This is a genomic window from Acetobacter okinawensis JCM 25146 (genome assembly GCF_000613865.1).
GTDB lineage: Bacteria > Pseudomonadota > Alphaproteobacteria > Acetobacterales > Acetobacteraceae > Acetobacter > Acetobacter okinawensis.
The window spans coordinates 37,807-58,432 of sequence record NZ_BAJU01000013.1; the positions used below are offsets into that span (position 1 = coordinate 37,807).

General features: G+C 59.3%; 15 protein-coding genes, 1 tRNA gene and 4 pseudogenes. 9 read left to right on the plus strand and 11 right to left on the minus strand.

All coding sequences use genetic code 11. The features are described 5' to 3' along the window. Positions 1 to 36: 36 nt before the first annotated feature. From JCM25146_RS07625 to JCM25146_RS07640, 3 genes are all read right to left on the minus strand, one after another. Positions 37 to 501, minus strand: a complete 465-nt coding sequence (locus JCM25146_RS07625) for a hypothetical protein (protein ID WP_025827062.1) — start codon at positions 499 to 501, stop codon at positions 37 to 39. 33 nt (positions 502 to 534) lie between these two features. Beyond that, positions 535 to 1,125 (minus strand): hypothetical protein, encoded by a 591-nt coding sequence (locus JCM25146_RS18020; protein ID WP_242400991.1) that lies wholly within the window; start codon positions 1,123 to 1,125, stop codon positions 535 to 537. Between the two features lie 322 nt (positions 1,126 to 1,447). Next, complete coding sequence (locus JCM25146_RS07640; RefSeq protein WP_025827064.1) at positions 1,448 to 2,026, minus strand: cob(I)yrinic acid a,c-diamide adenosyltransferase; 579 nt, start codon at positions 2,024 to 2,026, stop codon at positions 1,448 to 1,450. Positions 2,027 to 2,230: 204 nt separating this feature from the next. Between JCM25146_RS07640 and JCM25146_RS07645 the strand changes: the two genes are divergently transcribed. Both JCM25146_RS07645 and JCM25146_RS07650 read left to right on the plus strand, forming a co-directional pair. After that, positions 2,231 to 2,545 carry a DUF423 domain-containing protein gene (locus JCM25146_RS07645; RefSeq protein WP_242400992.1) on the plus strand — a complete coding sequence of 105 codons (315 nt, stop codon included), beginning with the start codon at positions 2,231 to 2,233 and terminating at the stop codon, positions 2,543 to 2,545. Continuing rightward, positions 2,542 to 3,507: an SAM-dependent methyltransferase gene (locus JCM25146_RS07650; RefSeq protein ID WP_025827068.1), complete on the plus strand. Its 966-nt coding sequence runs from the start codon at positions 2,542 to 2,544 to the stop codon at positions 3,505 to 3,507. Before JCM25146_RS07645 ends, JCM25146_RS07650 begins: the two co-directional genes overlap by 4 nt. Before the next feature lie 36 nt (positions 3,508 to 3,543). On the opposite strand, the gene JCM25146_RS22420 is transcribed toward JCM25146_RS07650, so the two are convergent. Next, on the minus strand, positions 3,544 to 3,714 hold the full coding sequence (locus tag JCM25146_RS22420) for a hypothetical protein (RefSeq protein ID WP_159101970.1): 171 nt from the start codon (positions 3,712 to 3,714) through the stop codon (positions 3,544 to 3,546). Between the two features lie 128 nt (positions 3,715 to 3,842). Further along, positions 3,843 to 4,409: a hypothetical protein gene (locus JCM25146_RS07660; protein ID WP_051544119.1), complete on the minus strand. Its 567-nt coding sequence runs from the start codon at positions 4,407 to 4,409 to the stop codon at positions 3,843 to 3,845. Positions 4,410 to 4,468: 59 nt separating this feature from the next. On the opposite strand from JCM25146_RS07660, the gene JCM25146_RS07665 reads away from it, so the two are divergent. Continuing rightward, positions 4,469 to 4,717 carry a DUF1653 domain-containing protein gene (locus tag JCM25146_RS07665; protein ID WP_025827072.1) on the plus strand — a complete coding sequence of 83 codons (249 nt, stop codon included), beginning with the start codon at positions 4,469 to 4,471 and terminating at the stop codon, positions 4,715 to 4,717. Between the two features lie 46 nt (positions 4,718 to 4,763). Here the strand turns inward: JCM25146_RS07665 and acs are convergent. After that, a pseudogene (gene acs / locus JCM25146_RS18030) lies at positions 4,764 to 6,661 on the minus strand (acetate--CoA ligase). A gap of 249 nt (positions 6,662 to 6,910) precedes the next feature. After that, positions 6,911 to 7,351: a hypothetical protein gene (locus JCM25146_RS07675; protein ID WP_025827074.1), complete on the minus strand. Its 441-nt coding sequence runs from the start codon at positions 7,349 to 7,351 to the stop codon at positions 6,911 to 6,913. A 564-nt stretch (positions 7,352 to 7,915) separates the two neighbouring features. Between JCM25146_RS07675 and JCM25146_RS07685 the strand changes: the two genes are divergently transcribed. The 3 genes and pseudogenes from JCM25146_RS07685 to JCM25146_RS18035 all read left to right on the plus strand — a co-directional run bounded on the left by JCM25146_RS07685 (position 7,916) and on the right by JCM25146_RS18035 (position 13,336). Further along, positions 7,916 to 8,620 (plus strand): GntR family transcriptional regulator, encoded by a 705-nt coding sequence (locus tag JCM25146_RS07685; RefSeq protein WP_025827078.1) that lies wholly within the window; start codon positions 7,916 to 7,918, stop codon positions 8,618 to 8,620. Positions 8,621 to 8,724: 104 nt separating this feature from the next. After that, positions 8,725 to 12,450: a bifunctional proline dehydrogenase/L-glutamate gamma-semialdehyde dehydrogenase PutA gene (gene putA / locus JCM25146_RS07690; protein ID WP_025827080.1), complete on the plus strand. Its 3,726-nt coding sequence runs from the start codon at positions 8,725 to 8,727 to the stop codon at positions 12,448 to 12,450. Between the two features lie 203 nt (positions 12,451 to 12,653). Next, positions 12,654 to 13,336: pseudogene (locus JCM25146_RS18035) on the plus strand (YoaK family protein). A gap of 92 nt (positions 13,337 to 13,428) precedes the next feature. Here the strand turns inward: JCM25146_RS18035 and JCM25146_RS07700 are convergent. The 4 genes from JCM25146_RS07700 to radA form a co-directional block, all read right to left on the minus strand. After that, positions 13,429 to 14,799 (minus strand): amino acid permease, encoded by a 1,371-nt coding sequence (locus JCM25146_RS07700; RefSeq protein WP_025827081.1) that lies wholly within the window; start codon positions 14,797 to 14,799, stop codon positions 13,429 to 13,431. 69 nt (positions 14,800 to 14,868) lie between these two features. Beyond that, positions 14,869 to 16,152, minus strand: coding sequence for a hypothetical protein (locus tag JCM25146_RS18040; protein WP_242400994.1), 1,284 nt, complete (start codon positions 16,150 to 16,152; stop codon positions 14,869 to 14,871). 818 nt (positions 16,153 to 16,970) lie between these two features. Next, positions 16,971 to 17,044, minus strand: a tRNA-Gly gene (locus tag JCM25146_RS07710). A gap of 67 nt (positions 17,045 to 17,111) precedes the next feature. Then, positions 17,112 to 18,503, minus strand: coding sequence for a DNA repair protein RadA (gene radA / locus JCM25146_RS07715; RefSeq protein ID WP_025827082.1), 1,392 nt, complete (start codon positions 18,501 to 18,503; stop codon positions 17,112 to 17,114). A gap of 212 nt (positions 18,504 to 18,715) precedes the next feature. Here radA and JCM25146_RS18050 point away from each other — a divergent pair. The 3 genes and pseudogenes from JCM25146_RS18050 to JCM25146_RS22870 all read left to right on the plus strand — a co-directional run bounded on the left by JCM25146_RS18050 (position 18,716) and on the right by JCM25146_RS22870 (position 20,530). Next, a pseudogene (locus JCM25146_RS18050) lies at positions 18,716 to 19,500 on the plus strand (MlaE family ABC transporter permease). Positions 19,501 to 19,511: 11 nt separating this feature from the next. After that, positions 19,512 to 20,299 (plus strand): annotated as a pseudogene (locus JCM25146_RS18055) (ABC transporter ATP-binding protein). Positions 20,300 to 20,386: 87 nt separating this feature from the next. Beyond that, on the plus strand, positions 20,387 to 20,530 hold the full coding sequence (locus JCM25146_RS22870; RefSeq protein ID WP_180539322.1) for a hypothetical protein: 144 nt from the start codon (positions 20,387 to 20,389) through the stop codon (positions 20,528 to 20,530). Positions 20,531 to 20,626: the final 96 nt, after the last annotated feature.

Genomic DNA, 20,626 nt, shown 5'->3' on the forward strand with positions numbered 1-20,626 from the left:
TGGAACAATACTGCCCAAATACAGATGCGGGGTTTATTATCCGCGAGCAGAAAATGCCAAAGTTGGACGCCAAAAACACAGTATTTGCAAAATAAACGCTGGCAGGACAATAAGCCCCGGGTCCCACCCGGCCATAATTATGGCAAGGCCGGTCAGAATGGGGGCCACAACCCGCTCTACCCGCGCCCCGTTAGGTGTGTTGCAGGCCAGAACGGAGCATACCCCCCCAACGCCCAGCAATACTGCCGCCATAATGGCGTAAAGCGGGTAGCCACCCGCTTGTGGTGCCAGACCATCCTGCACACTGGAGAGGGTAGAAAGGTCGGAGGACCAGCCTGCCAGCCCGAACAGAAAGCTGAATGGCAACACAAGTACGCCAAACACATCCCGCAGCAGGCCAACAAAGCCCATGACCACCGGTGGCAGGAGCATGCATGCCACCCCAACCACGACATCCAGAACCAGAAAGGCAAGTGCGGGTGTTGCGGTTTTACCGATCATGTGCGGGATCCCCAAGCCATACGTTCTGGGGGCTCAGTCTTTCCACCATTTAACGGGCTGGGGTTCTGCCTCGGCGGCAGCATCCTCAACCACGTCCAGTTCCTTGCGGGGGCGACCACGGGGTTTGGCTTCCAGCTGGCGGCGCAGGTCTGCCACTTCTGCTTCCAGCGCCTCCATCTGGCGGCGGCCAGCGCGGATTTCGCGCCCGGCCTGAGCCAGCTCCGCCTCACGCTCGGCCAACTTGCCCTTCTGTTCGGCAATCAGCGCATCTGCGTGGCCAATGCGGGTGGTCAACCCACGCTGGGCAGCCTGAAGGTCAGCCAACTGGCGCTCGCTGTCTTCCACCTTCAGTTTTTCTTCTGCCAGATGGCGGCGCAGGCGGGTAAGCTCGCTATTGTCCTCTTCATTAAAATGCACAGCGCGGGAGGATCCTGCCACACGCGGCAGGGCCACGGTGCGTGGTGTTGTGCGTGCAAGCGAGTGTTTTTCCACCTGCACTTCTCCGTCCCGCACAAAGCGACGGCGCTTGTTATTGGCGTTTTCGGCTGTAGTACGAGGCTGAGGCGCAGGGGCGGGCTGGCGGGAACGGGCAGAATGTCCAAGGCGCTCAAGAGCGTTGCGCATGGAGCTTCTTCAAGCCCTTCCTCATTATCCCTGTCTGCTACGGGGGAAGACAGAAAAGATGATGTATTCATGAATTCAGATGTCACGTTTCAGATATTTTATGGTCTGTTTAAAAGCTGCCAGAAAACCAAGTGTGTTTTTATACATCGGGGCAAAACAGATGCTAGGCAAATGCTTTACAACCAGACGACAGAATAAAAACAGAGATATGGCCGCAGCACCGGCAGCAGGGTATTTTACACATTACCGTAACAGGCAATGTCTGCTGTAGCTATAGATACCACACGCCCCCCCTTTTTCCAAGGGGTTGTGTGGGTTTTGGCTATTTTTCGCCTTTTGGCACGGGTTGCCACACAACATCGCTCTGACCATCATGGTTGAAGTGACGGGCCAGCACAAAAAAGTAATCAGATAATCTGTTCAGTATTTTAAGCAGAACAGGGTTCACCCGCTCCTGCCGTGACAGGGCCACCATGCGGCGCTCGGCCCTGCGGACCTGCGTGCGGGTCAGGTGCGCCCATGCCGCAGCCACGGAACCACCGGGCAACACAAACCCCGCAAGCGGTGACTGGCGGCTCCTGAGCTCCTCCAGCCTGCTCTCAATCACCAGCAGGGCAGCCTCTTCCACGCGGTGTGCGCGTTCGGCCATGGGGCCATCCTCTGGCAGGCAGATATCCGCCCCCATATCGAACAGCAGGTTCTGCACCATGGTCAACTGGTGCACCACGTCATCCCCGGCTGGCGTGTGGGCCTGCACAAGCCCTACAAGGGCATTGATCTCATCAAGTGTTCCAAGTACCTCCACACGGGCCTGATCCTTGGCAACGCGCGTACCATCCCCAAGAGATGTCTGCCCGCCATCCCCGCCACGCGTGACAACTTTATCAATCCGTATGCTCATACCCCGAATCCCCCCGGCTCTGGATTACCTGATGCAAACGCACCATGGCTCCCGGCGTTTCCAGCACTAAAATTGAAGCACCAGCCGTCTGCACTATTCCCGTTTGCAGCAGACGCGCCTATACACGCCATTATGCTGACTGGACCTTTTCTTACACGTCTGTGGCGGATCTGTGGTGCGCTTCTTATTGCCACGGGAACTATTATGGGCGCTTTGACCGCACATCTGCCAGACCCCCACTTTGCCGAAGGCGGGCGGGTCATGGCACGCAGCGCCATGGACATGCAGATGTGGCAGGGCATTGCCCTGCTTGCCCTTGGTCTGGGGTTGCGCGAGCGCACCAGCCGCCTGCTGCTTCTGGGCGGCTGCGGGGCGCTGGTAGGGACCATCATGTTCTGTGCGGGCGTCTACAACACGGCCTTTACTGGCATCCACGGTAGCCATATTGCCCCTATTGGCGGCAGCATACTCATTCTTTCGTGGCTGGTTCTGGCTGCGGGCTGGGTGCTCCGGGCATGAGCACCTCCATACAGGGCGCATGGCTTGCCGCAGACGGGCTAAAGCACGTCCTGCAAGAAGATCTGCTGCTCCGTGGTGTGGAAATTATGGACTGGCATGGCATGCTGGCCCTTTCCACCCAACGCCCTGTCTATTCCCCATGGGCGCTGGACATATGGACCGCGCCACAACGTGCGGGCATTACCTCCATCCGCAATGCGTCGGACACGCTGCGCGCCATCCAGCGGAACTGGAGCCTGTATGCGGCGGACAACTTCCGCCGGGCCGGGCTGATCGTGCAAAAGCTGCCCCCGGTCAAAGCGGCTCCTCTGGTGTTCCCTACCCCGGCACCGACCAGTCCGCTGGGGGCATGGACCCTGCTAGACACATCTACCCTGCTGTTCTCAGCCACCAAAACCAGTCCGTTTGTCAATGGCGCGCCCGAGTTTGTGGAAAACCGGACAGACCCTCCCTCCCGCGCTTACCTTAAACTGTGGGAGGCCTGCACCCGTCTGGGCCGGTGGCCCGTGGCAGGGGAGCGATGCTACGATCTGGGGGCCACACCGGGCGGCTGGACATGGGCGCTGGCAAGCCTTGGTGCAGAGGTCACTGCATTTGACCGTGCGCCCCTTGCTCCATCAGTTGCCGCCATGCCCGGTGTCAGCTTTGAACAAGCCAGCGCGTTTGGGCTGGACCCCAAGCTGCTCCCTGCGGCTGACTGGGTTTTTTCCGATATTATTGCCTACCCCCAGCGCCTGCTACGCCTGACCCGTGCATGGATTGAGGCAGGACAGACCAAAAACATTGTGCTGACAGTCAAATTCCAAGGCGAAACCGACCACGAAACCGTAGCAGCTTTTGAGGCCATACCCGGTGGGGCACTGGCCCACCTGGCCCACAACAAGCACGAACTGACGTTTTTCTGGTCGCAGGAGGCTGCCCTTCAGGGCGTATCTCCCTTACCTAGCACCATATTATCCTAAACCTTGCGGGGGGGAGGTGGGACCACTCGGCAACTTCTACCTGCGGTTGTGCCTGCGCCGTAGCAGGCGCTCGGTGCCATGCACCACCAGAACCGCAAGCACAAAACACACGACGATCATGACAATGGAGACTGTCTGCTGCGCCTGCGCCTGCCCGTTAGAGGCCAGAAAGCGCAGTACATCGCCCCCTACGTGTCCTCCGGTCATGGCATCCAGTCGGGGAAGAAAGCCCAGAATCCACCGTAGCAGCAGAACCAGCAGGGCACTCAGCCTACTGTCGCTCCTGTTTTGAGCAAGGTCAGGCGGATGCTACCATCATTCTGTGCCATGGCCGTTTAACGCCAGCCGTGGGCTTGCTCGCCCATATGCGCCTGATGCTCCCGCACGGAGGACTTAAGGTCAGGCACATCCTGCGCTGCCAGCGTGTCCACATAGGTGTTGTTCTTCCACACCCATCGATCCGACCCATCGACCAGAATATCCCTGTACCCTCCGTGGCTTGTGGGCAGTAACTCCACAGGCCCGCTGACAGAATCCAGCACCTTGGTCCATGCACCACCACGCTGGAGGTACACATCGGTGGAGCAGCCTGCGGAGCCGCACAGGCTGGCAGCCTGCACCTGAACAAAAAGCCCCGTGTTCTTGCCATTGGTCGACAGTGGAGCAGACCCCACCAGCACCAGAGGTTTGTCGTTATGCCGGGCAGCGGCGGCCAGATCGTCCGCATTCAACTCCCGTGCGGCACTGTCCAGCGTGCTACCGCGCTGGTCCGTCAGGGCAACGACCTCCCCCCGCCCGTGCGCCGCAGATTTTGCACCATGCGCCCCCGCATGAGCGGAAACACCGCTGGACAGGGCAGACAACCCCGCCAACACGCAATACAACCCCACACGATGCTTCAAGCGCACATTCCCTGTGTTTTATCCGAACCAGACGTTCCAAACTGGAGTAGACCCCAAGCATGTCCGAACAGACAAGCCCAAATAACCCCCAGCACCCCAAGCCCGGCCTGTACCGCCATTACAAGGGAGGACTGTACACACTCCTGTGCGTAGGACGCCACAGCGAGACAGAGGAATGGCTGGTTACCTACAGGTGCGACGCTCAGGGAACCTACTGGGTACGCCCCCTGAGCATGTGGCAGCAATGTGTAGATGGCACACCGCGCTTTGCTTTTGTCAGCACACCCTTACCCGGGCAGGATAACTAGGCACGGGCGCGCAGGCACAGGCCAACGCGCCACAACGCCCCCATACTCAGGCCTGAGCAGCCACCTGAGCAATAATGTCCTCCACAATATCTGGGTCAGACAAGGTGGAAAGATCACCCAGATTGCTCAGGTCGTGCGCTGCAATCTTGCGCAGCAGACGGCGGACAATTTTGCCAGAGCGGGTTTTGGGCAGGTCACGCACAACGTAAATCTGCTCGGGCACCGCATAGCGGCCCACGCCTTCGGCAATGGCGCGGCGCACCGCAGCAGGGTCCAGACTCCCCTCGGTACGGGGCACCACGAACACAACCAGCCCCTGCCCCTTCAGGTCATGCGGCACGCCAACGGCTGCACTTTCCACCACCTCTGCATCCGTTGCCACGGCATCTTCTATTTCCGCCGTGCCAATACGGTGGCCGGAGACATTGACCACGTCATCCACGCGGCCAGTAATCCAGAAATACCCGTCCGCCTCCCGGCGTGCGCCATCCCCCGAGAAGTAACGGCCCGGGCATGTCGTAAAATAGGTCTGACGGAAACGCTCATGGTCGCGCCACAAGGTCATGGCCTGACCGGGCCATGAGCGGGCCATGCACAAAAGACCATCGCCTGCGCCTTCGACCACTGTCTGGCTCTGGGCATCCACCAGCACGGCATCAACCCCCGGCAATGGCAGGCCCGCAGCACCCGGTCGGCCCGGGACCTGTCCGGCGCTGGCCGTGAGCATGACGCCGCCTGTTTCGGTCTGCCACCATGTATCCACTACAGGGCAGCAGGCCTTGCCCACCTCATCATGGAACCACTGCCACGCTTCAGGCTGATTGGCTCTCCCACAGTACCCAGCACCCGCAGGCTGCTCAGCGAGCGGCTGCGCACCACGTCCGCATCCTCACGCATGGCCGCACGCACCACGGTGGGAGAGGTGTAAAAAACACTCACATTGTTACGGTCGATTACATCCCACCAGCGGCCCGGCTGGGGCCATGAGGGCAGACCCTCGTAGATCAGGATTGTCGCGCCATTACACAGCGGGCCGTACACAACATAAGTGTGCCCGGTAATCCAGCTTGTATCCGCCGTGCACCAGAACACATCCCCCGGCTGGGCAGCAAACACCAGCTCATGCGTATAGGACGCCCAGACCAGATACCCGCCTGTGCTATGCACAACGCCTTTGGGCCGCCCCGTACTGCCAGAGGTGTACATCAGGAACAACGGGTCGCACGCATCCATGACCTCGGGCGGGCAGTCGGGTATTTCCATAGCTACCTCAGCAGCGTAGGACAGGTCCCGACCCGGCTGCATGGGAACATCCGTGCCGGTTACAGGCACCACCAGCACATGCCGCACATGGCTGGACTCCCCGCAGGCCAGCAGTGCCTCGTCCATGGTCACCTTGCTGGGAATGGCCTTGGCGCCACGGCGGGCCACATCTGCCGTAATCACCACAACAGCACCACTGTCCACCAGCCGCTCGGCCAGCCCCTCGGCCGAAAAGCCGCCAAACAGCACAACATGGATTGCGCCAATACGCGCGCAGGCCAGCATGGAGACCACACCCTCCGCCACCATGGGCAGATGGATGGCCACGCGGTCGCCCCTGCCCACACCCAGCCTGCGCAGCGTATTGGCCAGACGGCAGACCTGAGCGTGCAGTTCGCGGTAAGTCAGGACCAGCCTTTGCCCATCCTCCTGCCCTTCCCAGATCAGGGCGGGTTTGTCGGGCTGGGTCAGAACGTGCCGGTCAAGGCAGTTCTGGGCAACATTGAGCTGCCCATCCTCATACCATGCAACACGCACATCCCCCCCAAAATCGGAGCGGGAGGCGTGGGAAGGCGCTTTATGCCAGACCAGTCGGCGCGCCTGCGACAGCCAGAAAGCTTCCGGGTCACGTTGCGCGCGCTGCACTTGCTCAACATAGCGATCGGAGACGCCTGTCTCCATTGTGCAGGGAACACTGTTTTCCACTTGGACTGGTCCTTTCATTTACGTTCTTATTTTGCACCCGAACCAGATGGTCTTTGACCATATCGCGCGGCCCGAGGAAAGGTGCGTCCATCTCCCCCATGCACAAATGTGCCAGATCGCGCATAAAAAAAGGCTGGTCACGTACGTGACCAGCCTTTTCCATGATGCCGTTTTACGCCTCAGCCTTAAATCCGGTCGGCGCGGAAATAAGGGCCAGCCTCTGTATTACAGAGCAGCCTTGGCACGTTCCAGAACAGCCTTGCAGGTCTTCTGGCGCAGCGGCAGGGTTGCCATTGCCACGGTGTACGTATGGTCGTTCACACGAATCTGGCCAGCAGAACCGATGGCATAGAACATGTTGCCGTCAGCACCATCGGAGACCGCGTTGGTCTTCTTGTTGTATTCCTGCAACGTGCGGAAGGCATCGTCATAATCAGGGACGTATTCATTCTGCACGCAGTAGTTCAGCAGACCTGCATTTTCCTTCGGGTCAACGGAGGCCACATACCCCGATGGGTCCACGGTGGAGAGAAGAGACGTATCTCCCCCGCGAATAACCGGCATATTGAGGGTCTGGTCCTCGGCATGAGCAAGTACGGGCACGGATGCCAGCACGGACGTGGTAAGGGCTAGCGCCGACAGGGCACGCACGGCAAACAGTTTCATTCAGAATCTCCCAAACGGAATATGCGCCAAACTGCCCCGTAACCCCCGCAAAGATCAAGCAGCCCCCACGCGCACAAAAAACATGGCAGACCACAGCCTTGTCCATATGGGGGAATAGAAGGACTGTCATAACAAAAACACACCAACGTAACCGCACGCCAACATGCCCCCCAACACGCCTGTGCAAACAGACTGCAAACGCCCGCACAGCCAGCACCGTACAAACATAGGGTGTTGAAACATTACGATATTATCTTTGTCTTCTGTAACTCCAGCCACCCGCCCTACCGTGCGCATGGAGCCCCCGCCCCCAGCTTTACAGCCCTGTTCCAGCAGACCCGCACAGCCGTTTACAGGCACCATCACTTACGCCGGACATGGATTTGCATCCCCCTGCCCTCCCGCAATCACGATCAGGTGATATAACGCTACACACCGCTCTGGCCCATGCGCAGCCCTCTGCAAGCGGGCCACAAACAGGCTGGCCGATTGAACAGTTGGGCCTTCCATCCTATAACAACCTTAACGAGTCCGTAACAATTTAAGCGGGAGCTTATGACCAACATGCTACCTGCCAGCCTTTTTATGAGTGTTGAGACCGCGCCACACGGCACCGCGTCGGAAAATATCTGTACCGCCCTGCGCAAGGCTATTCTGGAAGACCTGTTGCCTGCGGGGCGCGCCCTGCCTCAGTCAGAACTTGCTGCGGGGTTTGGGGTCAGCATCATTCCCGTGCGTGAGGCGCTGAAGCACCTGGAGGCGGAAGGGCTGGTCGCGTTCATGCCCAACAAGGGCGCGCTGGTGATCGGGCTGGATGAAGCCGATATTCTGGAATACTCCCAGATCCGCGCAATGCTGGAGGAGCAGGCCGCAGCCGAAGGGGTGCGCAACATGAGCCGCGTGGACTTTGCCCGTGTGGAAGACGCCTACGAGGCCTTTGTAGCAGGCGTGGAAGGACCACAGGGGATGGTCCGCTCCGGAGCGCTCAACCGTGCTTTCCACCATTCCATTTACGCGGCGGCCTCCCGCCCCCGCCTGCTGGAAATGATCGCCGACCTGAACACCAGACTGGACCGCTACATACGCGGCCATCTGATTATTGAAGGCCGCGCGGAGATAACCCACGACGAGCACAAGGCTATTCTGGACGCCTGCCGCAACCGTGATGCCGACCTGTGTGCACGCCTGACCCGTGTACATATTTTGGAAGCATCCAGAATCTCGGTCGAGGTCTTCCGACGCAGGCACGCTGGCCTGACTGTCTGCTAAGCATTTTCAGCGCTTAAAAAACCATAATTTACAGGGGCTTACTCAAGGGCGTTCCATCGCACGGCTGATATTATAATATATGTTGTTGCAAATCGTATATTATCGTGTCAGAGCGAAAAAATCATTATGAAGCCAAAACCAACCTGCATGAACGCAGGACCATGGTTTGGCGGCTGATCCGGATGAACAACGCCATGTCCTCCACCAATACATTTGCTCCTGACTTCGCATCCCGTACCCCGCTGCGCAAAGCCATTATCCAAGCCATCCGCCGCCCCGAGCAGACATGCATGGACGCTCTGGCCCCCGCCGCCACCCTGAGCCCAGCACAGGACCGTGCCGTGGCGGACATGGCCACCCAACTGGCCCAGACCCTGCGCAACCAGCGCAACCCCGGACTGGTGGAAACACTGGTGCAGGAATTTGCCCTGTCCTCCGCCGAGGGTGTGGCACTCATGTGTCTGGCAGAAGCCCTGCTGCGTATTCCCGACATGGCAACCCGCGATGCGCTTATTCAGGACAAGATCGGGGAGAGTGACTGGCTTGCCCACGCCGGGCGGGGCAAACCACTGTTTGCCAACGCCGCTGCATGGGGGCTGGCCCTGACAGGCCGTGTTGTCGCCGAACATAATGACAAAACCCTGAGTGGCGCCCTTATGGGTTTTGTGGAACGGAGCACCCGCCCCGTTATCCGCAAGGCAGTCGATGCGGCCATGCGCCTGATGGGCGAACAGTTCGTGCTGGGCCAGACCATTGAGCAGGCCCGCAAGAACAGCAAAAAGCTCGAAGATATCGGCTTTTCCTATTCCTACGACATGCTGGGCGAGGCCGCCTACACCGCAGCAGACGCCCAGCGTTACCGGCAGGACTATATTAACGCCATTAACGTGATCGGCCGCAGCGCTCAGGGGGCCAATGTTTACGAGCGGCCCGGCATTTCCATCAAGCTTTCCGCCCTGCACCCACGCTACGCCCGCGCCCAGCATGCACGGGTTATGGGCGAGTTGCTGCCCATTGTGCAAGAACTCACCCTGCTGGCCCGCCAGTATGACATTGGCATTAACATTGACGCCGAAGAAAGCGAGCGCCTTGACCTGTCACTCGACCTGCTGGAGGCCCTGTGCGCCACACCGGGGCTGGAAGGCTGGAACGGCATTGGCTTTGTTGTGCAGGCTTACGGCAAACGCGCCCCGTTTGTGCTGGATTACATTATTGACCTCGCACGGCGCACAAGCCGCCGCATTATGGTCCGCCTTGTAAAAGGCGCTTACTGGGATAGCGAAATTAAAAAGGCGCAGGTTGAGGGCATGACGGATTATCCCGTTTATACCCGCAAGTGCCACACGGATATCAGCTACATTGCCTGTGCCCGTAAACTGCTGGACGCACGGGATGTGATTTTTCCACAGTTTGCCACGCATAATGCGCGCACCCTCTCCACCATCTACACGCTGGCAGGGCAGGAATACGAGATCGGGTCTTACGAATTCCAGTGCCTGCATGGCATGGGCGAGCCCCTGTACCGTCAGGTCGTCGGGGCAGACAAGTTCAACCGCCCCGCACGCATTTACGCACCTGTTGGCACGCATGAAACCCTGCTGGCCTATCTGGTGCGCCGCCTGCTGGAAAACGGCGCCAACTCATCCTTTGTCAACCAGATCGGGGATAATGCCATTGCCATTTCCTCGCTGATTGAAAACCCCGTAACATCGGCCCAACGCTACACGCCTTTTGGTGCACCCCATACCGAAATCCGCAAGCCGCTTGACCTGTTTGCACCAGAACGCCAGAACTCCGCCGGGCTTGATCTGGCCGATGACAGTGTTCTGGACTCTCTGGCCGCGGGCATGGCCTCCGCACCACAACAGTGGACGGCTGCCCCCATTGTTCCGGGCGCACCAGTGCAGAGCACGGCACGCCCGGTCACCAACCCTGCCGACCGGCGTGATGTGGTTGGCCACGTGACCTACGCAACACCCGAGACCGTAACACTGGCGGCAGAGCAAGCGCAGCAGGGGCAGCCAGACTGGGCCAGCACCTCCCCCGCCGCACGGGCGGACTGCCTGCTCCGCGCCGCCGACCTGCTGGAAGAACGCCACCCCGCCCTTATGGCCCTGATCTGCCGCGAGGCGGGCAAATCCCTGCCCAATGCCGTGGCCGAAATCCGCGAGGCTGTGGACTTCCTGCGCTATTACGCAGCCACCATCCGCCGCGACTTTACCAACACCACCCACATCCCCCTTGGTGTTGTGGCGTGTATCAGCCCGTGGAACTTCCCGCTCGCCATCTTTATCGGCCAGATTGCCGCAGCACTGGCCGCAGGCAACGCGGTTATTGCCAAGCCGGCGGAAGAAACACCCCTGATCGCAGCCGTAGCCGTCAACATCCTGCATGAAGCGGGCGTGCCCGCCACCGCGCTGCACCTGCTACCCGGCGAGGGCGATGTGGGGGCAGCTCTGGTTGGTGATGCGCGAATTATGGGGGTCATGTTTACCGGTTCCACAGCCGTGGCCCAGCTTATCAACCGCCAGCTCCAGGACCGCCGGACAGCTACGGGCCAGCCAGTCCCCTTTGTGGCCGAAACCGGGGGGCAGAACGCCATGATCGTGGATTCGTCCGCGCTGGCTGAACAGGTTGTGGCCGATGTGCTGGCCTCGGCTTTTGATAGTGCAGGCCAGCGCTGCTCCGCACTACGCATCCTATGCGTGCAGGATGATTGCGCAGACCATGTTCTGGCCATGCTCCGTGGGGCCATGGCCGAGCTGCGGCTGGGCAACCCGTCCATACTGGCAACTGATGTGGGCCCGGTTATCACCCCCGAGGCAGCGGCTGGCATTACAGCGCATATTCAGGCATTCCGTAGCAAAAATGCGCCGGTGCATGCCCTGCCTCTGCCAGACAGCTGCGCCAACGGCAGCTTTGTGCCGCCAACGCTGATTGAGGTCATGTCCATTCAGGAGGTCGGGCAGGAGGTGTTTGGCCCGGTCCTGCATGTTCTGCGCTATCCGCGTGCGCAACTGGCCACAGTGCTGAAGGATATTAACGCAACCGGCTACGGCCTGACCTTTGGCCTGCACACACGTCTGGACACCACCGTACAGAACGTTCTGGAGCATGTGCATGCTGGCAACCTGTATGTGAACCGCAACACCATTGGCGCGGTTGTGGGCGTGCAGCCCTTTGGCGGGCGTGGCCTGTCTGGCACAGGACCAAAGGCTGGTGGCCCGCTTATTCTGCGCCGCCTCCTAGCGCAGGTGCCGCCGCTGGCACAGATTGTACGGGGCAGCACTCCACTGGCCATGGCAGGCTGGACCGACTGGCTGCGCACACAGGGCGAGAGCGAGGCCGCCCAACGCGCCCATACCCTTGCCAGCCAGCCGGTTGTCAACGGGCAGATCACCCTGCCCGGCCCGGTTGGTGAGCAGAACCTGTACAGGCTGGGTGCCCGTGGCACCGTGCTGTGCATGGCCCAGACCAAGTCTGGCCTGTATGACCAGATTTCGCTCGCGCTGGCAGGGGGCAACACTGCGGCCATTATGGCCGACGCCACACTCCTTGCCGCCATTGCCAGCCTGCCCGCATCCATCGGGCAGTTTGTCCGCCCTGTCTCCTCAGCCCAGTCCGTTGCGTGCAGCATTCTCCTGAGTGAGGAGGACAACAGCGCATTTTGCGCAACACGTGCTCTACTCAGCACCGGGAACGGCCCCATTGTATCGGCCTATATTACGGGCAGTGGCCTGCCTTCGATTGAGGCGGTGCTGGAGGAGCAGTCACGCAGCATCAACACAACCGCGGCAGGCGGCAACGCCAGCCTGATGACCCTGAACTGACAGGGCGCATAAACCCTGTTACTGGCCCGGCCTTCCGCCGGGCCTTTTTTGTTCGACCCTGCATGCCCATGTTCTGGGCATGGAGCATGGCACCATCCAATTAAGATCATTTTTCCGTGACCATGCAGAGTGTTACAACACCAGACGGACACTATGGCGTAAGCCGCAGGTCCATTTTCCACCCCTTGTTCTCAGGAGATACAATGACAACCGCGCGGGGCATGATGCCAAACTGGTCATCGCCATTTTGCTTGTAACCATGGCCATGGGCATGCTGGACGCCATTTCTCTGCTGCATCTCAAGATTTTTGCAGGCTACATGACCGCCACCATTATTCTGATGGCTGTCAACATCGCTACTTCCCAAGCCATTGTGCTGTCGGGGCTTGAGGCAATTGGTTTTTACTTTCTGGGCGCCATGGTCGGGGGGCGGCTTGTGCGCCGCCAGCGCAGCATACGAGCCACCGTGGGCGATATTCTGCTGGGCGTAGGCGCCATGGTTGGCATTGCCGCATGGATCTGGTCAGCCAATATTCCGGGCGACATTTATGTTACCCTTGCCCTGCTGTCCTGCGCCATGGGGTTGCAGACATCAGCCACACGGCACGCCAAACTGCCCGACATGGTTCTGCCCGCCGCGACAATGGTACTGCATGGGCTAGCCCACAACAGCTCTGCTGCCGGGGGGAGCAGTTCGGGTACCCTGCGCCGCGTCGCTGCCATTTTCAGCCTATTTGCGGGTGCTGCCATTGGCACGCTGGTTTCCAGCAGGAGTGTCTCGCTTGGTATTGCTCTGGCGGGAGGCACCATTGTTGTTGCAGGCGGCCTGCTGCTCCTGCGCAAACACCCACTGGCCTTCCATCTGGACCGAATGAGCATCCCCTGATGCATTGGCTGTAAGCAGACCTGAACATACAAACCAAAAAGGCCCGCCAGAATCTGGCGGGCCTTTTTGGATGCGTAAGGTGTTACAAATAATCAGGCCTGTCGTTTATTCTGCGCCGCAAAATAGGAGGCCATGGCATAGCAGACAACCGAGGTGCCTAATGTGGCCAGCGCGGTCATACGCTCTGCCGGGTTGATCAGCATGGCAACAAACACCAGCACCACACCCGCAAGGGTTGCGTAATTGCACAGCGGGAAAAGGAACAGCGTGTAGTTGTCTTTTTCCGTTCCATTGCGGCGGGCTGCAAAGCGGGTTGTGATGTAGGCCGTTACAATCAGGCTGTAGATCAGCAGGATAACCCCACCACTACAGCTGAGCAGAAAAGCAAAAATGGTCTGCGGTGCCAGAATGGACGAAAACGCGACCAGCGTACCCGCCACGCTGCTGACCGTAATGGCCATACGGGGGGCCGCACTGGCCGAGCGACGGGTCAGGAAGGCAGGAGCATCCCCCTGTGTGGCAAGTTCAGTCAGCACGCGTGAGGTGATGTACATCGCAGAGTTCAGGCACGACAGAATGGCGCTCAGCACCACAATGCGCATCATCATACCCGCACCGGGAATGCCCATTGTATCCATGGCCGTGACAAAAGGAGAGCGACCGGCAACAATGCTGCTCCACGGCACCACAAGCAGAATCATGGCGACAGAAGCCAGATAGAACAGGGTCACGCGTGTGCCAAGGCTACGCGTAACACGCGCAACGTTCTTGTCCGGCTCGGGGGATTCCCCGGCTGCTACCGTTGCAATTTCGGACCCCATCATGGTGAACAGAATGGTGGGAATAATGGAAAGAACCGCCACAATACCATGCGGCATCAGCCCGCCATGGCCAATCAGGTTGTGCCACACGGGCACACCGGGGCCGAACGCATGCACCACATACAGCGCACCAATGGCCACAAACGCCAGAATGCTGAAAACCTTGATGGCAGAAAGCCAGAACTCGCACTCACCAAACACGCGCGGGGCGGCAAAATTGACCAGCTTGAGCAGCGCGATCAATCCAATGGACAAAACCCATATGGGCAGGTGAATCCAGTCCTGTAGCAAAATTGCACCGGCTATTGCCTCGCTGCCCAGCACCACAACCCAGAAGAACCAGTAAAGCCAACCCGAGGTAAAGCCCAGCCTGTCCCCATGTGCTGCACGGATATATTCCACAAATGAGCCACGACCGGGGTCCGCCACCACCATTTCGCCCAGCATGCGCATGACCAGAATAACCAGTAGCCCCACCAGCAAAAATGCCAGCAAAACCGCAGGCCCCGTGGCCTGAATGGCAGCCCCGCTCCCCACAAACAGCCCTGCGCCAATTGTCCCGCCCAGTGCGATCATTGCGATGTGTCGGCTACGCAGACCTGTCGCGGGTTTAACAACAGACTTGGTGTTCGGCTCGGCCATGGAGAGGTCCTTTATTCTTGTTGGCTCGGTGCATTCTTAACTCAAGAGGAACAAACTGGGAAATGCCCCCTAGAAATGCTTGTAAAAATAAGCTTCGATCACCCCGGCGTGGTGGCTGATGTTTGGCATGGGCTGATCCCCCGGCACCCCGGCCTTGGACAGCGCCCGACCGGCAGGTCCGGCAAAGGCCGCCCCCCCGGCAAGGGCTGCAGATGTGTTTTCATCCAACGTGTATTCAACGGAGGCATCCAGCTCGTCCGAGACATGGCGGCCGGTGTTCTTCAACCCCATGCCCGAGGCATGGATGAGGGACAGGTCATAAAAATGCAGACCCAGCTTGAGCGAATCCTTCCGGCGGAACAGATGCACGGGGGGGATGACCGTCAGATCAATCTGGTGGTCCTCAAGGTCTGACAGGGGGGCAAGGTACATGCCCACAATTTCGCCCGGCCAGTAGCCACCATAGGTGTAGCGTTTGCCGTCATACAAAAAGAACGTGTCGTAGTTATGCTTGACGCCGCCCTCGGCATTGCTGCCACCACCAAAGCGGGTGTACCGGTAAAAAAGGTGCGGCGTCCACGGCAGCGTGGAAAACGTGTACCCCGGCTCAAAATACATACCAAAAGCCGAAACACCCGTGTACCCATTGCCGGGATGGCTGTTCTGTTCCGAAACAAAATTGCCATAGAACGTAAAGTTCTTGGAAATACCCAATGCCTTGACCGGCACCAGCGTACCGCCCCAGCTCAGGGCAGCCACATTCATGCCGTCACGGTCCGCACGGGTTGAATAGTTATAATGGGCCGATGTATCGGCGTCGCGCACATGAAAATAGGTGAGCGTCACATAGGCAGCACGGTCGGCATAAACAGAAGCACCATGCCCGCCCGATTTATTGACAAACCACGTTACGTCAAACCCGACAAAACTGGTTTTGGGCCGGTCGTAACCACGGTCAATGCTGTTGTCCGCATTGCTTTCCAGCATAAACACATCCGCGCGGACGGGGTCCCCCTCCAGCTTGATGACACCGGGACCAGAAAAGGCAAAGCGTGGCGCGTACCACCATGCCCCACGCTCCCCGGCGCTATACGTGCCTTTACCGATCAGGAAGCCGTCATCCACCGCAAAGGCCTGCCGTCCGCCCTGTACGGTGAGCACCTGATGCCTCCCCACCAGACTGACCGGCACCCGGACACCCGCATAAGCCTCCTCCAGATAAACTGAGCGCGGCGTGCCAGATGTTTGCGAGACCTGCTGCGCATCCCCATCCCCAAGGGTCGTTGCCCCGATTGCCGAGGCACTGCCAATTACGTCAAACCCCCAGCCGGTCTGCCACTCGCCCTTGAGCATGGGCTTGGCATACAACTCGCCATAGGTGGTGTTTGCGTGCCGCGTGTACCCACCCGATGGATGGGCGGTATAGGACCGCCCCCAAAGTTGGTGTTGGGGAGATGAAACGCAGCGCCGCCAATATCCAGCCCGCTCTGAATCTTGACCCCACTGACGGAGATCAGAGTCTGCTCCGCTCTGGCTGGCAGGATCTCCCCCGCTGTGCCTAGCAGCAGGGAACAGACCCCGAACCTGAAGGCACCAGAAACCCGCCCCCCGACATGAGCAGACAAACGATCCCCTACCTTACGTCCCGTACCGGAACGCTGCATCCGGCGTATGGGGTTACAGAACAGTCCATTGTGATTTTTGGTTTTTTTTAGCAGACCATTCACGCTCAGAAGCACTCCCCTCCAAAATAAGCTATAGAGCCTGCGCTCCCCACAGTGGGAATGGAGCAATTATTTATAATGATTGCATTATATTATAATATGTTCAAGATGATATAATGAAAAATATGCCTGCCAGACTTTTGTGTATTCTTTAAATTATATTATTATACAGGCAAGTAATTATTGAATTTCATATCATTTCTTTTCCGTTTTTGACTGAAAAAAGGATTAAATGTACCGAAATCGAAATAATATACACGACAATAAATTACACCCTTTTGGGCATACAAAGCCAACCGTGCCCACACGGATACATTGCCCCCACACGCCCCAGCATATTTATTACGGTTTCAGCACAGAACCCGGAGCAAATGGCGAGCAGATATACATGCGGCATGCCAGAGCGGCGCAGCAAAAGCATGATTTTGCTATAAAGGGGAAAACGCATGGAGCGGATGAGGGGAATCGAACCCCCGTATGCAGCTTGGGAAGCTGCCGTTCTACCATTGAACTACATCCGCATAGCGCGTGGGCGGCTTATAGCGCGCCCCCGCCCTGCGTGCAATGCCTTACCGGCAGAGCTGGCAATTATTCCGCCTCCACATCCGGGCCAACCAGATCGGAAATATGGCCAAGCTCCCGCAGGCTCATGCCCTCGGGGGGGCGTGAGCGCGCGTTGCCACGTGCTATGCGGCGCGGCAGAACGGCCTGCGTAAAGCCGAGCTTGGCGGCCTCCTTGAGCCGCGCATCCGCCTGCGCAACCTGCCGGACCTCGCCCGACAGGCCCACTTCGCCAAAATACACCTCGCCGGGACTGGTCGGCACCCCGGTGGCCGCAGAAACCAAAGCCGCCGCCACCGCCAGATCAGCCGCAGGCTCGGCCACTTTAAGCCCACCCGCCACATTCAGATACACATCCATGCCAGAGAGCTTGACCCCGCACCGGGTCTCCAGCACCGCCAGCAGCATGGCCAGCCGCCCTGTATCCCACCCCACCACAGCCCGGCGGGGCGCGCCATCTCCCCCTTTGGGGGCCAGCAAGGCCTGCACTTCCAGCAAGACGGGGCGTGTCCCCTCCAGCCCTGCAAATACGGCAGAGCCCGCTATGTTGCCCCGCCTCTCGGCCAAAAACAGGGCGGAAGGGTTGCTCACCTCCTCCAGCCCACGGTCGGTCATGGCAAACACCCCAATTTCGTCCGTGGCGCCATAACGGTTTTTGGCAGCCCGCAGAATGCGGAACTGATGGCCCCGATCCCCTTCAAAATACATGACCGCATCCACCATGTGCTCCAGCACACGTGGGCCAGCCAATGCGCCCTCCTTGGTCACATGCCCGACCAGAATAAGGCTGAATCCGCGCCGCTTGGCAGCCCGGATCAGCTCAAACGCGCAGGCCCGCACCTGCGAGACCGTGCCGGGCGCACTGTCCACCGTCTCAAGCCACATGGTCTGGATGGAATCGATCACAACAACTTTTACGTCTGGTTCGGCCTCCAGCGTTGCCACAATATCCGCAACATTAATGGAGGCTGCCAGATCAAGGCTGTTCTCCACCACACCCAGCCGCATGGCGCGCAACCGAATCTGGTCCACCGCCTCTTCGCCTGAAATATAGAGAACCCGCTCCCCCTTGCCCGCCAGACGGCTGGCTGCCTGTAACAGCAGGGTGGATTTGCCAATACCGGGGTCCCCCCCCACCAGCACGACCGAGGCTGGCACCAGCCCCCCACCCAGCACGCGGTCCAGCTCTGCAATGCCTGTTCCCGTGCGTGGCGGCAGTTCCACCTTGCCCCCCAGCCCATGCAACTGCACCCGCCGCCCCTTGCCTGAGCGGGTTGTGGCGGAAGACGCGGCAAGGGGTTCCACTGCCATTTCCTCCAGCGTGTTCCATTCCTGGCAGGCATCGCACTGGCCCGCCCATTTGGCATGGACAGCCCCGCAGGCTCTGCACACATACTGGCGGGAGGTTTTTTTGGCCACGGACATTCCCCTGTTCCTGCCTTGCTGGAAGCCCATAAATGGAATAAAACAAGAACAAACTCAAGACCGACCCAGACCGCCCCACAGCGCTGGAACACTCCATTAAAGCAGACAGAACAAAACCATGCTTTGACGAACCCCGCCTGAACGGGTTACGGCTCACACCACAGCAGACCCAGACCACACACAACAGGAACAGACAGCCCGAACCCATGGATATGGTGCTTGATCTTGTGGCCCGCATAGGCCGCGCCACACTCTCGCTCATCCGCAGTGCGGGCGCTCTGTCGCTGTTCGCCCTTGCCGGGTTGTCCCACATCATGCGGCCACCGTTCTATGGGCGTGTGTTCATCCGCACGTTTATGGAGACAGGGTTCTTCTCCCTGCCGGTCGTGGCCCTTACGGCCCTGTTTTCTGGCGGGGTTATTGCGCTGCAATCCTATACGGGTTTTGCGCAGTACCATGCCCAGAGCGCCATTGCAGGTATTGTGGTGCTGGCCGTGACCCGCGAACTGGGGCCAGTGCTGGCGGGGCTTATGGTCGCCGGTCGTGTCGGGGCTGCCATGGCGGCACAGATTGGCACCATGCGCGTGACCGACCAGATTGACGCGCTGAGCACCCTCTCCACCAATCCCATGAAGTATCTGGTCGCCCCCCGCCTTCTGGCGGCATAATCGCCCTGCCCCTGCTTGTGCTGGTAGCAGACGTACTGGGAGTTGCGGGGGGCTTTACGGTTGCTGTGGTCAAGCTCGGTTTTTCATCCACGGCCTATATTACGGCGACAATGAACTCCGTTAAGGTCATGGACGTCACGGTCGGGCTGGTCAAAGCTGCCCTGTTCGGGTTCCTGATCGCGCTGATGGGCTGCTATTACGGCTACAACAGCAAAGGCGGGGCCGAGGGCGTGGGCTCGGCCACCACATCGGCCGTGGTGGTGGCGTCCATTCTGCTGCTTGCCTTTGACTACCTGATTACCGACCTGTTTTTCTCACAATGAGTGCCGCAGCCATGGACCAGAGCATGACCAGTGCTCCCCCCAAGATCCGCATCCGCGACCTGCACAAATCCTTCGGGGATAAAAAGGTGCTCGACGGCATTTCGCTTGATGTGCCCAAGGGAACGTCGTTTGTCATTATTGGCGGTTCGGGCTCGGGCAAATCCGTCCTGCTGCGCTGTATTCTGGGGTTGATGACCCCGGATTCTGGCTCTATCGAAATTGATGGCGAGGATGTTCTGGCAGCCTCCGCCAAGCGGCGTGACCAGCTCCGCAGCGAAATTGGCATGCTGTTCCAGAACGGCGCACTGTTTGACAGCCTGCCAGTCTGGGAAAACGTGACCTTCGGCCTGCTCGCACTCAACAAGCTGACCCGCACTACAGCGCGCGCCAAGGCAGGGGCCATTCTGGAGCAGGTGGGACTGGCCCCATCCGTGGGAGACCTGTTCCCCTCCGAGCTCTCGGGCGGTATGCAAAAGCGCGTGGGGCTTGCGCGCGCCATTGCCGCCCAGCCCAACATCCTGTTTTTTGATGAACCCACAACCGGGCTGGACCCGATTATGGGAGCCGTGATTGATGGCTGATTGTGGACTGCGTTAAAAAACTGGGCTCTACGGCCATAGCCATTACGCACGACATGGCCTCCGCACAGCGGATCGGGGATGAGGCCGCCATGCTCTACAAAGGCAGGCTGGTCTGGCAGGGTGCTGCCGCATCGCTGATGCACAGCGGGAACGATTACGTGGACCAGTTTACCCATGGCCGCCGCGAAGGCCCGATTACCATGGAATTAAGGCGTTAAAGGCCGCAATCCGCCTAATTCTCTTGCCCGCAACAGGCACGGATGAGATAGAAACACGATGGTCCATACTGTGGAGAAAAACACACAATGAAACGTGCGGTTCTGCTGCTGACATGCGCACTTGGGCTTTCCGCCTGCGGAATGTTCCACCACCCGCCGCGCCACCTGACCAAACCCGCACAGTGGGAGCCTCTGGGCTACCATGACCACCTGAGCAGCAACGAAAACTAATACCCCCATCGGGGTAATACATGCACAGGCCTCCGGCATTGCTGCTGTTTTAAATCCAGCAATGCCAACTGCTGCGCCGCATTTTAAAGACCGATA